This is a genomic window from Ancylomarina longa (assembly GCF_003996985.1).
Taxonomy (GTDB): domain Bacteria; phylum Bacteroidota; class Bacteroidia; order Bacteroidales; family Marinifilaceae; genus Ancylomarina_A; species Ancylomarina_A longa.
In genome coordinates, this window is sequence record NZ_RJJX01000001.1 from 172,627 (window position 1) to 189,852 (window position 17,226).

The 17,226-nt window shown below is 36.5% G+C and carries 16 protein-coding genes; 7 read left to right on the forward strand and 9 right to left on the reverse strand.

Annotated features, from left to right (window positions below):
* Nucleotides 1-180: 180 nt before the first annotated feature.
* Nucleotides 181-840: an aspartate kinase gene (locus tag DLK05_RS00680; RefSeq protein WP_127342044.1), complete on the forward strand. Its 660-nt coding sequence runs from the start codon at nt 181-183 to the stop codon at nt 838-840.
* Nucleotides 841-858: 18 nt separating this feature from the next.
* On the opposite strand, the gene DLK05_RS00685 is transcribed toward DLK05_RS00680, so the two are convergent.
* From DLK05_RS00685 to DLK05_RS00695, 3 genes are read right to left on the reverse strand one after another with little or no spacing between them, the layout of a single operon-like run.
* Complete coding sequence (locus tag DLK05_RS00685; protein ID WP_127342045.1) at nt 859-1,347, reverse strand: YchJ family protein; 489 nt, start codon at nt 1,345-1,347, stop codon at nt 859-861.
* 12 nt (nt 1,348-1,359) lie between these two features.
* Nucleotides 1,360-2,208 carry a hypothetical protein gene (locus DLK05_RS00690; RefSeq protein WP_127342046.1) on the reverse strand — a complete coding sequence of 283 codons (849 nt, stop codon included), beginning with the start codon at nt 2,206-2,208 and terminating at the stop codon, nt 1,360-1,362.
* A 45-nt stretch (nt 2,209-2,253) separates the two neighbouring features.
* Entirely contained in the window at nt 2,254-3,390 is a 1,137-nt protein-coding gene (locus DLK05_RS00695; protein ID WP_127342047.1) for an MFS transporter, read from the reverse strand.
* Nucleotides 3,391-3,467: 77 nt separating this feature from the next.
* Here DLK05_RS00695 and DLK05_RS00700 point away from each other — a divergent pair, with 77 nt between their 5' ends.
* Nucleotides 3,468-4,064 carry a nitroreductase family protein gene (locus tag DLK05_RS00700; protein ID WP_235831935.1) on the forward strand — a complete coding sequence of 199 codons (597 nt, stop codon included), beginning with the start codon at nt 3,468-3,470 and terminating at the stop codon, nt 4,062-4,064.
* A gap of 139 nt (nt 4,065-4,203) precedes the next feature.
* Here the strand turns inward: DLK05_RS00700 and DLK05_RS00705 are convergent, their stop codons facing one another.
* Nucleotides 4,204-4,908, reverse strand: a complete 705-nt coding sequence (locus DLK05_RS00705) for a Crp/Fnr family transcriptional regulator (RefSeq protein ID WP_127342048.1) — start codon at nt 4,906-4,908, stop codon at nt 4,204-4,206.
* A gap of 336 nt (nt 4,909-5,244) precedes the next feature.
* Between DLK05_RS00705 and DLK05_RS00710 the strand changes: the two genes are divergently transcribed.
* From DLK05_RS00710 to DLK05_RS00730, 5 genes are all read left to right on the forward strand, one after another.
* A complete protein-coding gene (locus DLK05_RS00710) occupies nt 5,245-5,616 on the forward strand; it encodes a cytochrome c family protein (protein WP_127342049.1) in 372 nt (123 codons plus the stop codon).
* An 11-nt stretch (nt 5,617-5,627) separates the two neighbouring features.
* Nucleotides 5,628-6,542 (forward strand): DUF5777 family beta-barrel protein, encoded by a 915-nt coding sequence (locus DLK05_RS00715; protein ID WP_127342050.1) that lies wholly within the window; start codon nt 5,628-5,630, stop codon nt 6,540-6,542.
* 28 nt (nt 6,543-6,570) lie between these two features.
* The gene (locus DLK05_RS00720) at nt 6,571-6,975 is read left to right on the forward strand and encodes a c-type cytochrome (RefSeq protein ID WP_127342051.1); all 405 of its coding nucleotides are present in this window, start codon (nt 6,571-6,573) and stop codon (nt 6,973-6,975) included.
* Between the two features lie 245 nt (nt 6,976-7,220).
* Nucleotides 7,221-8,174 (forward strand): cytochrome c3 family protein, encoded by a 954-nt coding sequence (locus DLK05_RS00725; protein ID WP_127342052.1) that lies wholly within the window; start codon nt 7,221-7,223, stop codon nt 8,172-8,174.
* Between the two features lie 4 nt (nt 8,175-8,178).
* On the forward strand, nt 8,179-8,796 hold the full coding sequence (locus tag DLK05_RS00730; protein WP_209319631.1) for a cytochrome b/b6 domain-containing protein: 618 nt from the start codon (nt 8,179-8,181) through the stop codon (nt 8,794-8,796).
* A 551-nt stretch (nt 8,797-9,347) separates the two neighbouring features.
* On the opposite strand, the gene DLK05_RS00735 is transcribed toward DLK05_RS00730, so the two are convergent.
* From DLK05_RS00735 to DLK05_RS00755, 5 genes are all read right to left on the reverse strand, one after another.
* On the reverse strand, nt 9,348-10,403 hold the full coding sequence (locus DLK05_RS00735; protein ID WP_127342054.1) for a multiheme c-type cytochrome: 1,056 nt from the start codon (nt 10,401-10,403) through the stop codon (nt 9,348-9,350).
* A 349-nt stretch (nt 10,404-10,752) separates the two neighbouring features.
* Nucleotides 10,753-11,832 carry a butyrate kinase gene (buk, locus tag DLK05_RS00740; RefSeq protein ID WP_127342055.1) on the reverse strand — a complete coding sequence of 360 codons (1,080 nt, stop codon included), beginning with the start codon at nt 11,830-11,832 and terminating at the stop codon, nt 10,753-10,755.
* Between the two features lie 81 nt (nt 11,833-11,913).
* Nucleotides 11,914-13,059, reverse strand: a complete 1,146-nt coding sequence (locus tag DLK05_RS00745) for an acyl-CoA dehydrogenase family protein (protein ID WP_127342056.1) — start codon at nt 13,057-13,059, stop codon at nt 11,914-11,916.
* Between the two features lie 110 nt (nt 13,060-13,169).
* Nucleotides 13,170-15,002, reverse strand: a complete 1,833-nt coding sequence (locus DLK05_RS00750; protein WP_127342057.1) for an acyclic terpene utilization AtuA family protein — start codon at nt 15,000-15,002, stop codon at nt 13,170-13,172.
* Between the two features lie 214 nt (nt 15,003-15,216).
* Nucleotides 15,217-17,190: an acetyl/propionyl/methylcrotonyl-CoA carboxylase subunit alpha gene (locus DLK05_RS00755; RefSeq protein ID WP_127342058.1), complete on the reverse strand. Its 1,974-nt coding sequence runs from the start codon at nt 17,188-17,190 to the stop codon at nt 15,217-15,219.
* Between the last annotated feature and the right edge of the window lie 36 nt (nt 17,191-17,226).

Here is a 17,226-nt window from a genome sequence, read left to right on the forward strand (position 1 = left end):
TCGATAAAAAAAGTAATAGGTAATTCAGATCAATTACAAAATGCTAATCTATTATTTAAGTAATACAATTTTTTGAACTTAAGTGAAAGCCAATGAATAAGCCATAAATATGAATAAAAGCATTGAATTGTGTTGTTTTTTTAACATCTTTGTAATGATTCTAAACATACATCCTGTAACATGATAACAATTCCACAAGTTGTAGAAAAAATAATAAGCGCACAGCCTTTTTTAACAGAAGCCTTGGTTGAAGGTTTAATAAACATTTCTTCCCTTGCACGCAAAATTCAAAGCCAGGTAGAACAAAGTGTACAAAAACCTGTTAAAATCGGTGCAATAATAATGGCACTCAACAGATTAGCCCCTAGTCTGGAAGTAAAAATAAATCCAGGATTAAAAGATGTTATCACCAATGTTGGAGATATTATTGTAAGATCTCAATTAGCCGATTTCACTTATAAAAATTCGAATACTTTAATTGAAAAACACACAGAATTGTTAAAATCTATTGGCCCGAACCAAGAGTTTTTTTACACCATGGTACAAGGGGTATTTGAATCAAATCTTGTGGTTTCAAAATCTCTAAAGGAAAAAGTGGAAGATACTTTTGCTGGGGAATATTTAATTAGCAAGAGTGATAAATTATCCTCTGTAACTTTAAAATTACCGTCTTCCAACAGCCAACAACTTGGCTTTTACTACTATATCCTAAAAAGCATTGCTTGGGCAGGTATTAATATTCAAGAAGTTGTATCCACTACCAATGAATTTACATTGGTGGTAAATGATGTTGATATAGATAAAACTTTTTCAGTTTTAAAAAACATGGGAAATCATTAAGACTTCCCGATTTTTATTTTATTTGTTCCTAAAACAACATTTCTTATATTTCTTTCCACTCCCACAGTAACAGGGTTTATTTCTACCATGCAATTTTTCAGGTTTTTCATCCATGGAATACTCTCCGGAAACGTACCTCCAACAACCATTCTCCTTTTGGAAAAATGATTTTTCATATAATTTTTGCCTTTTTCCTTCCTCGAGATATGTAGCCTGAAATTCAACATAACCTTCTACATCTAATATGTTGCCTTTTTCAGTATTTAACACTTCTAAACCCAGCCAATCCACCGATTTTGTCCAGTCCAAAATATTTTGTCTTTCTCCAATTGGGCGAGTTGTATCTGCATAGGTTAAGAGAATATAATCAACGTTTGCCATTACAAAGGCAGAATATCTACTTCGCATCAGTTCTTCTGCAGTCTTTGCTTTTCTCATTCCTGTATGCAAAGCCCCACAGCAATCTAAATATTTATCAGATTTACCACAATAACAATTAGTTTCCATGCTATTTTAATGTTAAAATTCACTAAAAAGGACATCCAACTTGTCAAAATCTTGCTCCCCAATTAGTCCTAAAAATAACGCAAAATTTGGTAGTACATTTTGTAAAGTATCTTTAATTTTAAACAAGGCGTTAAATTCTGTAATAAACTCAGCTCTCATATCAAAAGCGCTTACTAGTGTTTCATAGAATACACGAAATAGATTTTCCTGTAAGTACAACACCTGATCATCAATGGAAATTACCTTTAACAAATTCATCAACAACTGAAAATCTTTCAACTCGATAGCAACTGCTAGTCCCTTGGTGTAATTTGCAAAAAGCATTTGCAAAGACTCTTTATCATTATATTCAGGAATAGGAACCGGCATAAATTTACAATCAGAAAAAGCCTGTAATGCCTCGTCTTTTTTGCCTGTTGTTAAAAGCATAAAAGCCTTTACATTAATTAAACACAGGTGATAAAATGCCGTGTACTTATTTTCAGGTAAATCATGAAGAGCTTGATTCAATACAGCAATTCCATTTTCCATGGCGGTAATTATCTTCTCCTCTCCTCGTTTGAATGAATATTCAGCCATGAATTGCAAGGCCCAGTTCAACCCATATACCCATTTCCCTTCCTTGGAACAAAAGGAATATCCTTTGCTGTATTCTTCGCCTACCTTAATTAACTCCCCAAACAAAGAAAAAGCAGATGCTCTTAACTGAAGGATTTCCAAATAATATCCTGCATTCTCTTTTAACAATTCTACTGAATCATTATTTAAGAAAACTCGAATTAATCCAGCATCTTTCTTTTGAATTCCATTATTATATTCCTCAACAAGAGACTTATAAATCTGTTCCTTATTTTGTGTCATTTTATTATTTAATCAGATTTTTAATCCTTACTTCTTTTAAACTATTTATTTTTTCACCTTTATTAATTGCACAAATCCCAAAGAAATTATACTAACGATGGAACCTGCAATAAATGGTATTTGCCTATCAATCATCCATAACAAACCACCTAAAACAGGAATTACCACAGCAGAGATATGGTTAATAGTAAAACCAACTGCCATTGATGGAGCTATATCTTTTGCATCACCAGTTTTCTGAAAATAGGTATTAATTCCCATCGAAAATCCAAAGAAAATATGATCAATAATATATAAACCAGCAATAAACCAGGCATTCTCCACCCAAGCATAACCTAAAAACACAAAAATAAGACTAAAGTATTCCATACTAAGCATTATCCTTTCGCCCAATCGATTAATTCCCTTAGCAATAAAAGGAGAAATAAAATAGGTAATGATATTATTGATAACAAATAGAATAGCAATATCCTTAACAGAGTAGTGAAATTTTTCAACCATCATAAAAACGGCAAAAACCACGAATACCTGACGACGTGCACCACTTAGAAAATTAAGTACATAAAATAACCAATATTTCTTCCGCAGCACCATTCCTTTATTCTGAGGAGGTAAAGATTTATCTACAGGATTTAGGAAAAAGGCATAAATTCCAACGCAAAATACGGCAGCTCCAATCAATACAAAACTTGCCTGAACCGATATGAATTGTGAAACAATCAGTATGAAAGCTCCCATCCCTATATTTGCCATGGCAGTCCAGCTTTTCTGTTTTGCAAAAACAATTGGAGATTGATTTATAGAGAAGTATTGCAAGGTTAATGATTTATTTGTGGTTTCGAAGTAATGAAAACCAACTGACATCAGAAATGTTGTAAATATTAATCCCAAAAAACTTGGAAAAAATCCTGTTAATGCAACACCAAGTCCAACCAATAATACCGCAATTGCTGACAATTTATGTTCCTTAATTATCAACAACAGGTACACAACGAGAAGTGCTAAAAACCCGGGGATTTCCCTTACAGATTGAATAACTCCAACCTGGAATCCATTAATACCAATATCATCTACTGCAAAATTATTAAATAAGGTTCTCCATCCCTGATGTCCCGCCGTAGCCGCAATTACCAATAACATTAGATATTGGAACATTAGATTTCTTTTCAGTTCTTTTGTCATTTATAGCTTCATTTCCGAGTGAGTTTGCAAAGGTAGCAATTTGTTCTATTCTGTTTCTAATCTTTAGATTTTCAAAGATGAAATCAGTTGTCATTTCTTATCTTGTGTGCAATAAGTCGAAATACCATTTAAAAATAAAAAACGTTTTAGCTATGCAATTTTCACAATTAATTCTTCAAAGATATTCTGTACGTTCTTATCAGCAAATGCCAGTGGAGAAAACTGAATTATTGAAGATTTTACAAGCTGGTCAATATGCTCCATCAGCTGCAAATAAACAGCCATGGCATTTTATAGTTGTCCAAGAACAGAAAAATCATGAACAATTCTCTGAAATTTATCATCGAAATTGGTTTAAAAATGCGCCAGTCTATATTGTAATTTGTGCAGATCATGATCAGACCTGGAGAAGGCAGGAAGATGGCAAAAGTCATGGCGATATAGATGTTGCTATTGCCATTGATCATATGACTCTGCAAGCTACCGAACTTGGTTTAGGAACCTGTTGGATTTGTAACTTTTTTGTAGAAAAATGTCGTGATTTTTTTCAACTTCCTCAACATATTGAGCCTATAGCAATTCTTTCTTTAGGATATCCTGCAGACGAAAAAAGACCTGATAAGCAGAGAAAATCATTAGAAGAAATTGTGCATTGGGAGAAATTTAGTTTATAAAGGAAAACCACAACTATTCATTCGCCTACGATTTAGTTACAAAATAACATGCACATCAAAATTAATAAGGTTAAAAGTAGTGTTAAACCTTGGAATATAGTTAAAAAGAAAAAGAGAGGAAAAATCTCTCTTTTTTATATCATCCAGTTTCACTTATTCGTTCCAGATGCCCAAAATCTAAAATCTTAACATTTCTTCCATCTAAAATTATGATTTTTTCATTATGCAATTCTTTAAGAATTCGAATAGCACTATCCTTCGACATTCCTGTCAAATCCGCAATATCCTGTCTGGAAAGATGAATGTAAAAATCAAGACTTTCATATATTCTATTGGATAAATATATTAATCCATCCGCTATTCTTCCATGCATTTGTTTCTGAGATAGGCTCACCATTTTATCAAACGAAAAGATCCCTCTTTGGGTACTCATTTTAATAAACTCCTCTGCAAAATCAGAATTACTTCTAATAGCTTTTTTAAAGGATTCTATTTCTAAAAAACAAGCAGTAACCTCATCTAAAGCAGCTATTGAGTAATGATGTCGATTATCAAAATACAAAGAAGCCTGACCAATAACTTCCCACGGTCGTATTATTCTAATAATTAATTGTTTATCCTGAACACCTTCCACATACAACTTCGCAAGACCAGAAGTTAAAATAATAAGATGTGTTGCAGATGTTCCTTGTTTAAAAATAGTTTCACCAGATTTAAATTTTACTTCAAATCGATTAGCATTTAACTCGTCCAATTCACTTTGGGATAGTAAGCTTAATAAGGGAATTCGCATATTGCAATCAGTACAGTTTTTGCAATGATCCGATTTTGTAAATTTAGCCATATATCTAGGTAGAGATTAAAATTTCTCAATTATTGAATTCAAAGCTATTCGAAAAAAGAAGAAAAAAAAACCGTATTCCTTATAAATATAAGGGATACATCACGTTTCTTAATTTATTTTTTTTCTTATACAATATTTAAATATAGAAATTTATATGGGATAAAACTAGGGTAATGCTGTTAAATATCGATCTGAAATAGACAAATTCCTTTTTTCCATAAAAGAAATCTCGGCAATCTTGGTACATAAGGCAAATTGCAAATCTTTACCTTTAAACTTTCGGGCAACATTTATTAAAAGCCCAATTATTAGTACTTAATTCTAAATCTTAATACTATGCAAAAGAGAAAGTTCGTACGTCTTTCAATGATTTTATTGGCTGTTCTTTGTTTTTCTTCCTGCGAATACGACGTGATTGAAGAAGATCCGATCGTTATACCACCTACTCAGGAAATCAGCTTTGCCAATGACATTCTACCAATCTTCACATCAAATTGTGTGGCTTGCCATAATGGTAGCAATAATCCGGACTTTAGACCTGATAATGCTTACAACTCCTTAATTGACGGTGATTATATTAATATTGATAGTCCGGAAAACAGTGAAATTTATCAAAAACTACAAAGTGATCCTCACAGTACCAGAGCTTCATCCGCTCAAAAACAATTAATTTTGGAATGGATAACCAGAGGTGCTAAAAATGATTAAATCTAACCACTATGGAAACAAGAAAAAATATGAATAAAATTTCAATAAAATCAATGTGCTCCCAATTCCTGCTAATTATCTCCTTATTGATAATTTGTTTGTTTTCCAGCACGACCTCTTTTGCCCAAGAGAACGAATTTGCTAACGATCCTGTTTCAGGAACATTCGAGTCAGGTTTGTTGGGAGAAACACAAACTATTGAAACACCATTTGCCGGCGAATTTGAACTTCATATTCAACACCGATTTGGACTTGTTGAAAATGGTTTGGAAGATGTATTTGGTATCTATTCCACTTCCAATATCAGAATGGGCTTAAATTATGGTATAACCAAAGATTTTATGATTGGTTATGGCTATACCAAAGAATTTAAATTGCAGGAATTCCAAGGTAAATACAGAATATTTAATCAGACAGAATCCAATTCAATGCCTGTATCTGTTGCTTTATACGGCAATTTATCTGTGAATTCGTTAGATAAAGCATATTTTGGTAATAACTATAAATTCTCGGATCGCCTGGGTTATTTCTCTCAAATCATTGTTGCTCATAAATTTAACGACGCAATTTCTTTGCAATTTGCTCCAAGTTTTACACACTTTAATAAAACTCAGAACTTGGCAGAGCACGATAAATTTGCATTGGATTTGTCTGGTAGAGCAAAAGTTACTTCATCCATGTCAATATTCTTTAATTACACACAACCTTTAAATATTGACAGTATGAGAGAATATTTAAAGTCTGAAGAACTCGATCCTGAAGCAAATTTAACTTTTGGCGTGGAAATTGGTACAAGTACTCATGTATTTCAAGTATTTCTAACAAATTATAGCGGTATTACACCACAAAGAAATATATTGTATAACCAAAATAATATTGGAGACGGAGATTTCTTATTTGGATTTAATATTCTAGTAAGATTCTAATAATTTTTAATTAGAAAAAATAGTTAATATGAAGACAATTAAAATTTTTGCAATAATTGCGATCGCAATTATTGGTTTTGCATTTACAGGAATTCAAAAGAAGCAACCTGCACCTTGGAAAATTCCTGCGGAATATAAAACCATGAAAAACCCATTGGCTAATGATAAAGCAAGTGTTAATAAAGGGAAAATGATTTTTATGAAACACTGTCGTTCATGTCATGGAAATACAGGTATTGGCAATGGCCCAAAAGCTGCTAGATTGAAAACTTTCCCTGGTGATTTTTCAAGTACTAAATTTACCTTTACTGATGGTGAATTACTTTTTATCACTTTAAATGGACGTGATGAAATGCCAAATTATAAAACAAAAATTCCAGGTAAAAAGGATCAATGGTCACTTGTTAACTACTTGAAATCATTGAAAAAATAAATTAATGCATATTTTTAAAAATGGGTATAATTATATTTAATTACACCCATTTTTTTTTGTAATTTTAGTTAACCAAAACAATCCAATCCCTAAAACTTAAATATCATTTCAACTCTTATCAAGTTAGAAATTAATTTTTAAGTTAGACGATATATGAAATATCGTAATTCATCTCTTTCTAAATAGTAGCATCACACTATTTCCGACTAAATAATTCACAGATTAATTGAGCCTATCCTACCACAATGATCCGACCCAAAATCAAACATTTAATCCAATTTATCAGTTTCTTTTTTTTACTAACCGTCTTTCCGATACCCAAAGTAAATGCTGATTCTGTACCCGATCAGAATTATTCTTGCCTTAAGTGCCATGGACATCATACTTATAAATACCAAAATTCGGACTTGGGTATTGAAATTAAAGAAGCAATGTGTACTAAGAGAGTAATTGATACCTTAGCATTTATCCAATCAAATCATGGGAAGTTCAAATGCACCGATTGTCACGATCCGGAATATAATACTTTTCCTCATCCCGGTAATCTCAGAATGGAACTAATGTATGTATGCACAGATTGTCACGGTGGCGATCCGGAATATGCAAAATTTCATTTTGAGGATATTGAAGCAGCATTTTACGAAAGCATGCATTATCAGCGTGCCCCCGATGCATTTACATGCTGGAGTTGCCACAATCCTCACTCCTACAAAACACATGCTCGCTTTGGAGCTGACATTTCAAAAACAGTTTTGTATGATAATAACATTTGTTTAAGTTGCCATGCACACGTTAGTAAATACGAATTACTTACAGAAAGAGATAGCATCAACATACTTAAAACACACTCTTGGCTACCAAATCAAGAATTACACTTTAGAAATGTTAGATGTATAGAATGTCATACCCAACCTAATGATAGCTTGTTAATCAGTCATGTAGTAATGCCTAGAGCTAATGCAGTACGAAATTGCACTTCTTGTCACTCTAAGGATTCGCGTCTTATGGCAAGTTTGTACAAATACCAAAGCTTGGAATCTAGAAAAGAGAGAGGTTTTCTGAATGCTGTGATACTGAATAACTCCTATGTTATTGGAGCAAATCGAAATCAATACCTCAACAAATTGAGTCTAATACTATTCGGATTACTCCTTTTAGGAATTGCCATACATACTCTTTTTAGAATCTTTAAACATTAATATGATGACAACAGAAAAACTCTATTTATATCCACTTTGGGTTCGATTATGGCATTGGCTTAATGCTATATTTTTCCTTACGCTACTAGTTACCGGTATTAGTATGCAGTATTCCTCTCCTAACAGTTCCTTTTTAATTTCTTTTGAAAAATCTGTTCAATTGCACAACATTTGTGGAATATTAATAAGTATAAACTACCTACTATTTATTATTGGCAACATATTTACCACCAACGGGAAATTTTACAAAATTCAATTAAAAGGATTATTCAATCGCCTCACCAAGCAGATTCAGTTTTATTTATTTGGTATGTTTCAGCATCAAAATCCACCATTCCCTGTTTCTGAAAAGAGTAAATTTAACCCCTTGCAAAAAGTATCCTACGTAGCAGCAATGTATATTGGTTTCCCAATAATAATAATTAGTGGATGGGCAATGCTCTTTCCTGAATTAGTTCCGGCAGTAGTTTTAAATACTAGTGGATTACTTTTTACTGCTTTATTTCATGTTATTTTCGGATTTATATTATCTGTATTTCTGATAATTCACTTATATGTATGCACTTTTGCAAGTCCAATTGTTAGCAACTTTAAAAGCATGATTACAGGTTGGCATTACTAAATCTAAAATACTAGTTTGAATTCCATATCATAGAAAAAAGCTGCGATAAAATATCGCAGTTTTTTTTATGTCCTCCCATAGTATTGCATTTAATGAGTCGATCTAATCCTATTTTGTCAATTTATTCTTTTGGGATTTTGATCTAAATCCTGAATAATTAGTTAGTAAAAAAACTTCTTCCTTTATTTTCGAAACAAAGTCCTAAAATAATAATCTGCAACTGCAAGCTTTACATTCCCCGTATTGTTCATATTGTCTTTTATGTAATTTCCAACAATTTTACCATTCGTAAATCCTATTTTATATGCCCGATAACAAGCTCAAATGCTATCCTTATCCTACGTTTCTTTCTCCTTGTAGTTTTGCCATATGAGTGATTTGAATTTAACTATTTAGAGATGTCAATTATGATTCCATAAATCAGTTTTTTAAACGAAGACTTTTTTTAGTTTAATAATTTCCAGATTTACTATTCTTTGAGTCATCTACAAAAAGGCATAAAAAAAGGGCTATTGCAATCAACAGCCCTAATATTTAAATTTGTATTTTTTCTAATTGAATGAAGCGATTGATTCATTCAAAAGAGCTTCAGTATAATCAGCATTGTGAACTCCCATGCTCTTATCATCATGAATCATTTCATAGTTGAATAAGGCACCGGCTTGATCAACAGTGTAAGTACCTGTTACAATGCCACCGTTAGCATCTAATAAACCTGCTGTTATTAATTTAGCTTTTAAAGTCTCCATTAAAGCCTCTACATCAGTTTGAACGTTATTCACATCAAAATCTGTAGCATCAGTATGACATTGCTGACAAGCAGTAATTTGAGGTTCCCAATCATGAGTAGGAACACCATCTTTATCATTCATATGACATGTAACACAAGCTTCTGTATTCTTAAAGTGACCTGAATCATATGCAGTAGGATAAGCTCCACCGGTTTTTTCATAACCACCAATACCTGCAAACATAGTTGCTTGTGGACCGTGGTGAGGACCATAATGCGTACTTGTAACAGCAAAGTTACCATCAACATCACCTGTAGGAGGTGCAGTTCTTGGTTGGTGACAGTTAATACACAAGTTGCTTTCAGATTTTAGATCAATAGAAATAGTAGGATCTATCAATAATTTTACTGGAGCTTTTGTTCTTAATGGTAAGATTTCGTCAGCTTCATCACTATCAAGACTTGAATGTGATCCATGACAAGTTTTACAAGTTATATTTGTTGGATTTGCTATATCTGTAGCAGTTGTATCCAATCCTGTTGTTTGAGTTAAAATAAAACCTTCATTGGAGTGACATTTTGCACAACCATTTCTTCCTCCTGCATAATCCTTAACAAAAGGACTTCCCGGGTAAAAATTTTGACTTCCACCATGTACTGAAGATTCATATTGTGCTGTAATGGTAGACTGTACTGTTTCGTTATGACACTCCAAACAAACAGTTGTTCCATTGGTTCCATTGGTTCCATCAACCCCATTGGTTCCATCAGCCCCTGCTGGACCCATTGCACCCTCTTTGGTACAGCTGACCATAAATAAAGAAATGGCAAAAACACCAATCCCTAATAGTTGAAAAAACAAGCGATTCTTTTTCATAATCATTAATATAGGTTAAAATTTGATAGTTGCATAATTGGTAAAAGAACATGCGCTCTTCACACTTCTAAATATATAGTAATGAAAAAAGCATATCAATATTAGTACAACGAGATATACAAAAGAGAAAAAAGAGTTTTGTGATGATTAAAAAACGAGTATTTTATTTTTCTTATCGATATTTTCCAGTGTTCTTTCGTTATTAATCGACTCTGAATTAGATAGCTTAAGAAGAAAGCATTCCAGCCCTCTTGTAATTCCACTAAAACACCAATAAATATCATACAAAAAGGACAAACCAACATTTGCTGATTTGTCCTTTTCAATGAAACAATAATTCTATCTATAATTACTTATATTCTAAGATTTCTGTTTCCCTTCTTAGGATCATACGTCCATAATAGCTGAGAGCTCCTAAGACCTCAGCACCCGGATATACCGCTATTGGAGCTATTTTTTCGACGCGTCTTTTAATTTCACCAACGAATCTTTCATCCTTTGCCATACCCCCCGTAAGCAGAATTGCATCCACTTGTTCCCCTTCAAATACAGGATACATGCCTCCTATTGATTTAGCTACCTGGTATGCCATAGCAGCAAGCACTTCCCCTGCTCTCTGATCACCAGCATCTCTTCTTTTGCAAATCTCATATCCACTAAAAGTATTAAAGTGAGCATACAGTCCGCCTTCCCCTGTTTGTCTCTTTAGCATTTCTTCCTGTGTGAATTTGCCTGAAAAGCATAAACGAATAGTGTCGCCCATTGGTAAACTTCCACTTCTAATTGGAGAGAAGGGTCCATCGCCATCATAGGCTTGGTTAGAATCTACCACTTTGCCTTTGCGATGTGCTCCAACACTAATTCCACCACCTAAATGAGCCACAATTAGATTTAAATCCTCATATTTTTTATAGATACTCTTCGCATATTTTCTGGCTGTTATCTTATGATTTAAGGCATGAAAAACAGATTTCCGTTCCATATCAGGATGACCTGTTATTCTAGCCACATCTTCCAATTCATCCACCACAACAGGATCTGCAATATAAGCCTTTGCATTACTTATTTGACTAGCGATTCTATAAGCAAGTAATCCTCCCAAATTCACCACATCATTTCCAACTTCACAATCTGACAAATCATGAATCATAGCTTCATTTACTAAATAAACCCCAGATTTAACAGGTTTCAACAATCCCCCGCGACCTATTACGATAGCAATATCCTCCACTGAAATATCATTGGATGCAAGTTCCTCCAAAATAACTTTAGATCGTAATTTTACCTGATCACAAAAACAAGCATGCGCTTCCAGCTCCTCTTCGTTATGATTGATCTTTTTTAAAAAAACAGGTGAATTCATACGATAAACAGCTATTCTTGTAAAATGCATGCGTGGATTTAAAGCAAGTATCAGTTCTTTACTCATAATGTTCGTATTTAGTGTGTTTATGAATTTTTTATTAAAGCGAACCTCTGTGATCCTTCTTGAATACAGAATTTACACAAATCAACAACCAATATGCCTGGAAATTACCAAGCGCTGTATTTCGGATGTTCCTTCTCCAATTTGCAACAAGCGTTGATCTCTATAAAATCTTTCTATTGGATATTCCTTCATCAAGCCATAGCCACCGTGTATTTGCACTGCCTCATCAGCAACCTCCTTGGCTATTTCGGAGCAATATAATTTCGACATGGCAGCTTCCTTCGCAAATTCTTTTCCGTTATCCTTCAACCAACAAGCTTTGTACAATAAATTACGAGCCAATTCAATCTTCAAAGCCATATCAGCTAGTTTAAATGATATAGCTTGAAATTTAGAGATAGGCTTTCCAAATTGCTTGCGTTCCTTGGAATAGCTTAGTGCCATTTCGTAGGCTCCCTGTGCCAATCCCAATCCCATTGCAGCAATAGACAATCTACCGGAATCGAGCGTTTGCAGCATTATTTTAGATCCTGCCCCTCTGTTTCCCAGCATATTCTCTTTGGGGATACAACAGGTATCAAAAAACATTTCGGCAGTATCGGAGGAACGCCACATCATTTTACCGTGCATTGCCCGGGAAACCCAACCAGGAGTATCCTTCTCCACAATAAAAGTAGTAAACTCCTTATCTTCTCCATTCATAGCAGTAACTGCTTGCACAGTAACACCGGCACATAAAGGATTGGAACCATTGGTTATAAATATTTTTGAACCATTGATCTCCCAGTTGATGCCATTATCCTTAGCAAAGGTTTTGGAGCCACGCGAATCGGAGCCAGCCTCGGCTTCGGTTAAGCCAAAGGCCCAAAGTTGATTCCCAGTGCATAAACCTGGCAAGTACTTCATTTTTTGAGCCTCCGTTCCGAATCGGTATAAAGGTCCAATACCCAAAGAATTATGTGCCGCCAAGGTTGCAGCATGCGAACCATCCACACGGGCGATTTCTTCCACTGCGATGATATAGGATAGATAACCGGTATTTTGTCCGCCGTATTTTTCGGGCAGAAACATTCCGAAGAGTCCCATCTCTCCCATTTTCCTGGTTAAATCCAACGAGAACTCAGCCTTTTCGTCCAGTTCTTGTGCCAGGGGTTTAATTTCGCGTTCCGCAAAGTCGCGAACTGCCTTTCTTATAATATCATGTTCTTCGTTTAAATATGGAAACATATATTTTAGTTAGATTTAAATTTGTATGTAATTGATTTCGGAGAGTGCGAACTCTCCAATTCACCATTTATAGTGCAATTAAGGTAGCATTAATCAGGGATTATCCCAATCTATACTCCCGTTTTCATGCCTTTATTTTGCGATTCGGCTTCCAACACAGAGGAAAGAATTTTCTCCGGAATCTTTATTTCCTGATTGAGCAATGCCGAAGCATCTGTTTTGCCTTGCGCATCAATCATGAGAGATTTGGTTCCACCGCCATCTAAAGCTTCCTCCAGCAAAAAGTTAAGTGCCATAAGATTATCAATCTCGAAACGAGTCACCTTTCCTTTGCTGATTCCTGCAAACATGGTACTTACATACTCGGCAGTAAGCGCTGTTTTCATAAAGGCGTAAACCTCTTTTGAGCGAGCCAAAACGCCAATATTTACCGTATCGCCTTTATCTCCTGATCGTGCCAAACATATTTTGCGTAGGGGTACTGTAATCCTTTTGTCATCGGCGTAAGCTTGTTTTGTTTCCGCCACCTTACGAACAGGTGTCACCATCTCCCTTTCGTTGCCTAAAACAGATGCAATATCGTATTGTTCCTGCACCTCCCCATTATCATCTAAAATATGAACTTTAGAAATGATACTGGATTTGGGAACTAAGGTAGGCCAGTAGGTGATTACCTGCTGCATTCGGGCTCTTCCGCCGGTTACGGCTACTCCCGGAGGTCCGCTTAAAATAAGTGGAGCAATGCTCATCGAAAACTTCTTTATTTTCTCGGTATCGGTATCGTAAACCGACAATCGCAATAGTATTTCGTTGGGATCGATATGCTCTGCCAGATGTTGGTGACAAGCATTATATCCGACAAACTCGGTATTCTTTTTCAGATAATCAGTATTTAAACGCTGCCAGAATATTTTCTCAAATTCCTGTGCCTTATTTAGCACGCGACCACCACTAATTACGATGGAGCTGGTAGCTTTATATCCATCTTCGAAAGCCATAGACACCTTTAAGTAGGGAGTAGAAGGATACCCCTTGGCATTTTTCACCGACACTTTATTCTCGGCGACTTGTTCCAATTGCAGATGGCTAAAATCGGCCACCACATCCGGACTGATATACTGAGCAGGATTTCCCATTTCGTACACCAATTGCTCTCGGATGGTATCCACACTGATGAGTCCGCCCGTATTCTCGTGCTTGTAAACCGTAAATTCTCCATTTTTATTCATTTCCACAATAGGATATCCCATATTATCCCAGCGCTCCACCTTTTGCCAATCGGTAAAGTTACCTCCGGTAGATTGAGCACCACATTCAATAATATGACCAGCAATCAGTCCGGCAGCCAGTTTGTCCCAATCATCGAGTTGCCATCCCAACTCATGAATCATGGGAGCCATAGTAACCGAAGTATCGGTAACCCGGCCTGCCAAAATTAGGTCGGCACCACTTTCCAGAGCTTTCAAGAGCGGAGGAACGCCCAGATAGATATTGGCACTTTGCAAGTTTTGAGAGATAAGCTCAAAGCTTTCGCCGGTATCCATATTTTTAAAATCGGCTGCAGCCGGATAAAATTCATCAATCCTATCGATGATGTTATCGCCGTCCACCACAGCAATTTTAAGGCTAATGCCTTTCTTACTTAATTCGGATAAAATTTTGCGTGCGCAGCCAATAGGATTAATACCACCAGCATTGGTAATCATTCGTACGCCTTTCTGTTTCATCAGATCGGCAACATCCACAATTTGATCCACAAAATCGGTTACATATCCCAGCGACTCGTTCTTGAGCTGTTGTTTGCGAAGAATACTCATGGTTACTTCGGCAAGAAAATCGGAAGAAATATAATCGACCGCTCCACCTTCGAGTTGCCTGCGTAATACATCGAGATCATCACCCCAAAAACCGCCTGCATTTGCAATTCTGATTTTGTTTCTCATATCTGTTGATTTAATATTTAGTTGCAATATTGTCCTAATTAAATTGGTGCTTCGCGAAAACCAGCTGCGCTCGTGGGGAAGCTTTCGCAGATCCGCGGAAGCTCGCTGCCCTCAGCGGGAAACTTTCGCGAGTCCGCGGAAGCTTGCTGCCCTCAGCGGGAGACTTTCGCAAGCCCGCGGAAGTCTGCTGCCGCCAGCGGGAGACTTTCGCGCCTTATCGCTTTCCTAAAACCATAAGCTCCATCTCATTTTTCACTTGTTCGCCCTCATCAACCAACACATTCTCAATTTCCCCATCGAAAGGTGCTAGTATATTATTTTCCATTTTCATTGCTTCCACGATGATTAACACATCGCCTTTGTTTACCTTCTGTCCTACCTGAGTCTCAATCTTCACCACCTTACCGGGCATAGGAGATAGAATCCGTCCATCGCTCGCATCGGTAGTGGTATTTGCCTTGCTTTTTGATTGAATTTCGGACCAGCGTTCCATCTCATGCACCAAGCCCTGGCAGCTCACAAAACTCTTTCCCGCCTGATTTTTCGATCGGTAAAAGCGATATCTCACGCCTTCATATTCCAAGGTTATTTTGTTATCCTGAATCTGTACATTTTCGAGTTGATAAAGCTGCTGATTGATGCTGATTTGGCAAGGATGCTCACTTAAAATATCCACATCAAACAATTCTCCATCCAGTATTCTGATTCGTTTTCCTTGCTGTCGCCAATATCCTATTTCTTCCCAAATAGATTCCACCTTTTGTCGATGCAATTCAAATAGGGTGAAGCTAATCTGAAAAAGCGCTTCCGGAATTTCTTCTCGTTCGGCTTGCATTTTTTCCCTTAACACCTCTGCATGATCCTGACAGAAATGAGTAGAGATGCGATTCTCCTTAAAAGCATTAGTGCTTAAAAGTGCTTGCAGATAAAGGATATTATTCTTGATTCCGTGAATTTCGTACTCGTGCAAAGCACAATGCAATTGTTCCATAGCCAAAACCCGGTTCTCATCCCAAACCACCAATTTAGCAATCATGGGATCGTAATCAGGATAAATGGTACAGGGACCAACTATAGACGAATCCACACGCAAGCGATGGGGAAAAGTTTTTGGTGCCTTATAAAAGCTGATGTCACCGGGGGAAGGAATAAAATCCTTTTCGGGATCTTCGGCATATATTCTGGCCTCAATGGCATGTCCCTTCATCGGGATATCCGCTTGCACCAAATTCAAGGATCTTCCCGAAGCAATTGCCAGTTGTTGTGCTACCAAATCTATTCCGGTTATCATTTCCGTTACCGGATGTTCCACCTGTATTCGGGTATTCATCTCTAAAAAGTAGAAATTCAAATCCCCGTCAACCAGAAATTCCACCGTGCCGGCACTCCTGTAGTTCATTTTTTTGGCAATAAGAACAGCCGTCTGCCCCATTTTTTCCCGTAAGGCAGCGTTTAGCGTAGGCGATGGAGCTTCCTCAATCACTTTCTGAAACCTGCGCTGAATAGAGCATTCCCGTTCGTATAAATGCACCACATTTCCTTGCTGATCAGCCAAAATCTGCACCTCGATATGTCGGGGATTTTCGATATAGCGTTCGACCAAAAGCGCACCATCGCCAAAATAGGTTGCTGCCTCACGAGAAGTAGATTCCAGAGCCTGTTGCAATTCCTCCGTCCGATATACGATACGCATTCCCTTACCACCACCACCGGCCGCTGCTTTAATCAACAGCGGAAATTGTAATTGCTTGCTTGCCTCAGCCAGACTATCTATGGTGCCAGTGACCCCCTCCAATACCGGAACGCCAATTGATTTGGCAAATTCGCGGGCATTCACTTTGTTTCCCATAAGGGTGATTGCTGTTGCATCCGGACCAATAAAATCGATGTTCGCTTGCTGGCACAATAGTGCGAAAGCTGCATTCTCGGCCAAAAAACCGTAACCGGGATGAATGGCATCTGCATTGGCTCGTTTTGCAATCTCCACAATCTGATGAGCATTTAAATAGGTTTGCTGCAAATCGTTTCCCTTTAAAGGGAAAGCCTCATCGGCTTGCTTTACATGCTCCGCCTGCCTATCGAGTTCGGTGTACAAAGCTATGGTTTGAATGCCCAGATTTTTTGCTGTACGCATAATTCTGAGGGCAATTTCGCCACGATTCGCTATCAATATTCGTTTGTAGTACATGTAATTGTTTTCATTTGCGATGCCTATCCCGCACCT

Bases quoted from the DNA above. Each gene is read 5' to 3' on its own strand.
- DLK05_RS00680 (WP_127342044.1), top strand. From the start codon at position 181: ATGATAACAATTCCACAAGTTGTAGAAAAAATAATAAGCGCACAGCCT.
- DLK05_RS00685 (WP_127342045.1), bottom strand. From the start codon at position 1,347: ATGGAAACTAATTGTTATTGTGGTAAATCTGATAAATATTTAGATTGC.
- DLK05_RS00720 (WP_127342051.1), top strand. From the start codon at position 6,571: ATGAAGACAATTAAAATTTTTGCAATAATTGCGATCGCAATTATTGGT.
- DLK05_RS00710 (WP_127342049.1), top strand. From the start codon at position 5,245: ATGCAAAAGAGAAAGTTCGTACGTCTTTCAATGATTTTATTGGCTGTT.
- DLK05_RS00695 (WP_127342047.1), bottom strand. From the start codon at position 3,390: ATGACAAAAGAACTGAAAAGAAATCTAATGTTCCAATATCTAATGTTA.
- buk (WP_127342055.1), bottom strand. From the start codon at position 11,832: ATGAGTAAAGAACTGATACTTGCTTTAAATCCACGCATGCATTTTACA.
- DLK05_RS00715 (WP_127342050.1), top strand. From the start codon at position 5,628: ATGGAAACAAGAAAAAATATGAATAAAATTTCAATAAAATCAATGTGC.
- DLK05_RS00690 (WP_127342046.1), bottom strand. From the start codon at position 2,208: ATGACACAAAATAAGGAACAGATTTATAAGTCTCTTGTTGAGGAATAT.
- DLK05_RS00750 (WP_127342057.1), bottom strand. From the start codon at position 15,002: ATGAGAAACAAAATCAGAATTGCAAATGCAGGCGGTTTTTGGGGTGAT.
- DLK05_RS00730 (WP_209319631.1), top strand. From the start codon at position 8,179: ATGACAACAGAAAAACTCTATTTATATCCACTTTGGGTTCGATTATGG.
- DLK05_RS00735 (WP_127342054.1), bottom strand. From the start codon at position 10,403: ATGAAAAAGAATCGCTTGTTTTTTCAACTATTAGGGATTGGTGTTTTT.
- DLK05_RS00700 (WP_235831935.1), top strand. From the start codon at position 3,468: ATGAAATCAGTTGTCATTTCTTATCTTGTGTGCAATAAGTCGAAATAC.
- DLK05_RS00705 (WP_127342048.1), bottom strand. From the start codon at position 4,908: ATGGCTAAATTTACAAAATCGGATCATTGCAAAAACTGTACTGATTGC.
- DLK05_RS00725 (WP_127342052.1), top strand. From the start codon at position 7,221: ATGATCCGACCCAAAATCAAACATTTAATCCAATTTATCAGTTTCTTT.
- DLK05_RS00745 (WP_127342056.1), bottom strand. From the start codon at position 13,059: ATGTTTCCATATTTAAACGAAGAACATGATATTATAAGAAAGGCAGTT.
- DLK05_RS00755 (WP_127342058.1), bottom strand. From the start codon at position 17,190: ATGTACTACAAACGAATATTGATAGCGAATCGTGGCGAAATTGCCCTC.